The following is a 2,894-nucleotide window of genomic DNA, read 5'->3' as shown; positions in this document are numbered from 1 at the left end:
GCAGCACGCAGAACATTAGGAGTTTAAATGTCTATTCTTGAATGGCCAAAAGAGGTGATCCCCACACAGGAAAACTGGCAATTATTGAGTAACAGCAAAACCTTTACCTCGCCGTTTAATGGAAGTAGCCAGACGGTACGCTTTCCAGGAAGTCGTTGGCGTTGTGAGCTGACATTCAATAATTTAAATGAAGCAAAATCGCGCCAGTTAGAAGCGTTGGTGGCTTCATTGGATGGTATGTCAGGAAGAGTGAGAATATCGAGTTGGATCAGAAAAGGGAAAGAAGGGTACGGCACTCCTAAAATTTCCTCAGCAGGGCAGTCTGGTAGTGTTTTGCAAACATCAGGCTGGAAGAGAAATATGCGCGTTTTACAGCAGGGTGACCGCCTCACGATTGGGAATGAGTTGAAAATGGTTGTAGCCGATGTTGTTAGCAATAACGAAGGGCGAGCTGTCATTTCAATTTCTCCCATGCTCAGAACTCCACCTGCATTGGACGAAGAGGTGATCATAAAAGCCCCTTTTGGGGTTTTTCGGCTCGTTGATAATGAACAGGGTAAATTTCAGCATCGTCGCTTGGGGTATACCCATATCACGTTATCTTTTGAGGAGGTGTTGTACTAATGCAATATCATCCATTTTCTGACGCCATGGTAAAAGCCATTAATGAGGGGGCTTATATCGTCTTAGCCGCCAGACTTAATTTGAAATCAGGCGTCACCTGTGCGCATACCGGTGTTGGGCAACTGATTATTGCGGGGGAAACTTATTTGGGCGTGGGCAGTTTAGGCGAAATCAGTCAGCTGAAAGAAAATAAGACAACCAGCCCTCCACAATTACAGCTTAAATTAGCGGGTTTTGATAAATCGCTGGTGGGGATGGTGATGAATGAGCAAAGTCGAGGGCGAGAAGTGCGGTTGATGATGGTCGCCATCGGCGAAGAGGGGAAACCATTGCTTGTTGAAGTCTTATTTGTCGGACAAATCACATCGATTAATGTGGTATCTGGTGAAGAGAATGCTGTATGTGTTAATATCTCAAATCGATTTGAGCGATGGTCAATTGGTTTGCCTGATCGGTTTACTGATGAGTCGTGGTCATCAAGAAGGCAAGGGGATCGTATCTTTCGTTATGTTGCTCAAATGGCTGAACGGGCCATTTATTGGGGCAGCAAGAAAGATGCACCATCATTTATTTATAAATAATTGTTGGAAGAAACAAAATGAGTAAAAAACTTTTAGTTACTTTAGTTATGACCAGTCTATCGCTATGTGCGGCAAATGCACAAGCCGTAGGTGAAAATACGCTTTCATTAGGTTATGCACAAAGTCATGTCAAAGCAGATGGCGATAAACTAAAAGAAAATCCGAAAGGCTTTAACGTCAAATATCGTTATGAATTCGATAATCAGTGGGGAATGATTGGCTCTTTTGCATATACGCATCAAGGGTATGATTATCGTTTCGGTTCTCAATCTGTTGGAACTGCAGATTTGGACTATTATTCATTCACTGCTGGGCCTGTTTATCGTTTTAATGATTATGTTAGTGCCTATGGTTTATTGGGAGTTGCTCACGGTAAAGCCGAAGTAGAATTAAAAGGCTTCGGTTATCATGAGAAAGAAAGTCAAAGTAAATCTGCGTTCGCTTATGGTGCGGGTCTTCAATTTAACCCCCATCCTAATATCGCGATTGATGCTTCTTACGAATACACTAAATTAGATGATGTTAAAGTGGGCACATGGATGCTTGGTCTTGGCTATCGTTTTTAGTTAAAAGATAAACAGAGAATATAAAAGTCGGCATTATGCCGGCTTTTTTGTTTTTAGGCATTTTGATAATGAAACAACCCAACTGGACATTTAAATTACCTGAAACCATCAGGGCGGCGATGAGTCGCCCTTTTTCATGGGGTGAATTTGATTGTTGTATTTTTGCCTCGGAATGTATTGACGCACAATGTGGTTTCTCGCCAATAAAGCCTTATCTCAATCACTATAAAACCAAAGCTGAAGCCTTCAATCTGATCAAATCCAAATTTGGCACATTAGATAAAGCCGTTTCACGCTATTTCAAATCCATTGAGATCGAGTGTGTTCAGCGTGGTGACCTCGTTCTGTTTAAAGGTGAGGACGGTGACAGTTTAGCCGTGGTCTGGGCGGGGCATTATTGGGGCGTAACCCCACAAGGTGTGAAGCCGGTGCAGATTAACCCAATCAAAGCGTGGAGAGTGGAATAATGGGGGGAAGTGGTGGATTAATTTCAAAAGTCGTGGGTGCGGGCTTAATGATTGCGGGGCTATTTACCGGAGGCGTCACCTCAGCGATAGGCATGGCGCTGATGGCAGCAGGCGTCGCGGTTCAAGTCGCAGGTTCGCTTATCTTTAAGCCAAAACTTCCGTCAATGAATTATCGAGATACCGGTGAACGCAAACAGATGTTACGTTCATCGTCTGCCCCTGAAACCGTGATCGTCGGAAAAACAGTGATATCGGGTTTGCTTTTCTTCGCCGAAGAAGAAGCGGGGGAGCAAGATGAAAATGAAAAAATCACACTGGCATTGGCGCTGGCAGGGCACCCCATAGAAAAAATCGGGAAGATTTGGTTAGGGGACGATTTAATTGAGACGTTTGGTGAATATACCGTTCATGAAGTTAAACACCTTTGGTTGAGGAGTTTAAAAATCACGGCACCTGTTGTTGAAGTGGAGTTACATAATAGCAGAGAAGATGTCGATCCCTTTATGCTAAAAAATTGCCCGTCATGGAAAGAGGATATGATTGGTCGAGGTCTGGCGTGGTTACGTGTGACACTCACGTTTGACCAAGAAAAATTCCCTTATGGATTACCCAATGTGAAATGTGAAGTTTGGGGAAAACATCTGTTTGATCCTCGC

The 2,894-nt window shown here is 43.5% G+C and carries 4 protein-coding genes and 1 pseudogene; all 5 read left to right on the top strand.

Annotation, left to right across the window (positions count from 1 at the left end; genetic code table 11):
* The first annotated feature begins 54 nt into the window (after positions 1 to 54).
* Entirely contained in the window at positions 55 to 624 is a 570-nt protein-coding gene (locus tag ACNARN_RS18545) for a hypothetical protein (RefSeq protein WP_416304812.1), read from the top strand.
* Positions 624 to 1,205 carry a hypothetical protein gene (locus ACNARN_RS18540; protein WP_368909906.1) on the top strand — a complete coding sequence of 194 codons (582 nt, stop codon included), beginning with the start codon at positions 624 to 626 and terminating at the stop codon, positions 1,203 to 1,205. Before ACNARN_RS18545 ends, ACNARN_RS18540 begins: the two co-directional genes overlap by 1 nt.
* A gap of 17 nt (positions 1,206 to 1,222) precedes the next feature.
* Positions 1,223 to 1,771: an Ail/Lom family outer membrane beta-barrel protein gene (locus ACNARN_RS18535; protein WP_049206484.1), complete on the top strand. Its 549-nt coding sequence runs from the start codon at positions 1,223 to 1,225 to the stop codon at positions 1,769 to 1,771.
* A gap of 68 nt (positions 1,772 to 1,839) precedes the next feature.
* Positions 1,840 to 2,238 (top strand): DUF6950 family protein, encoded by a 399-nt coding sequence (locus tag ACNARN_RS18530; RefSeq protein ID WP_416304811.1) that lies wholly within the window; start codon positions 1,840 to 1,842, stop codon positions 2,236 to 2,238.
* Positions 2,238 to 2,894 (top strand): annotated as a pseudogene (locus ACNARN_RS18525) (phage tail protein); the annotation flags it as partial. The gene ACNARN_RS18530 and the pseudogene ACNARN_RS18525, both read left to right, overlap by 1 nt.

Origin of the sequence: Proteus sp. TSJ240517 (assembly GCF_047921575.1) — a bacterium.
Taxonomy (GTDB): Bacteria; Pseudomonadota; Gammaproteobacteria; order Enterobacterales; family Enterobacteriaceae; genus Proteus.
Note: the sequence above shows the minus strand (reverse complement) of the source record. Positions and strands in the feature narration are given on the sequence as shown.

What these genes read in the sequence shown, in the direction of transcription:
- ACNARN_RS18540 (WP_368909906.1), top strand. Translation starts at nt 624, where the DNA reads ATGCAATATCATCCATTTTCTGACGCCATGGTAAAAGCCATTAATGAG.
- ACNARN_RS18530 (WP_416304811.1), top strand. Translation starts at nt 1,840, where the DNA reads ATGAAACAACCCAACTGGACATTTAAATTACCTGAAACCATCAGGGCG.
- ACNARN_RS18535 (WP_049206484.1), top strand. Translation starts at nt 1,223, where the DNA reads ATGAGTAAAAAACTTTTAGTTACTTTAGTTATGACCAGTCTATCGCTA.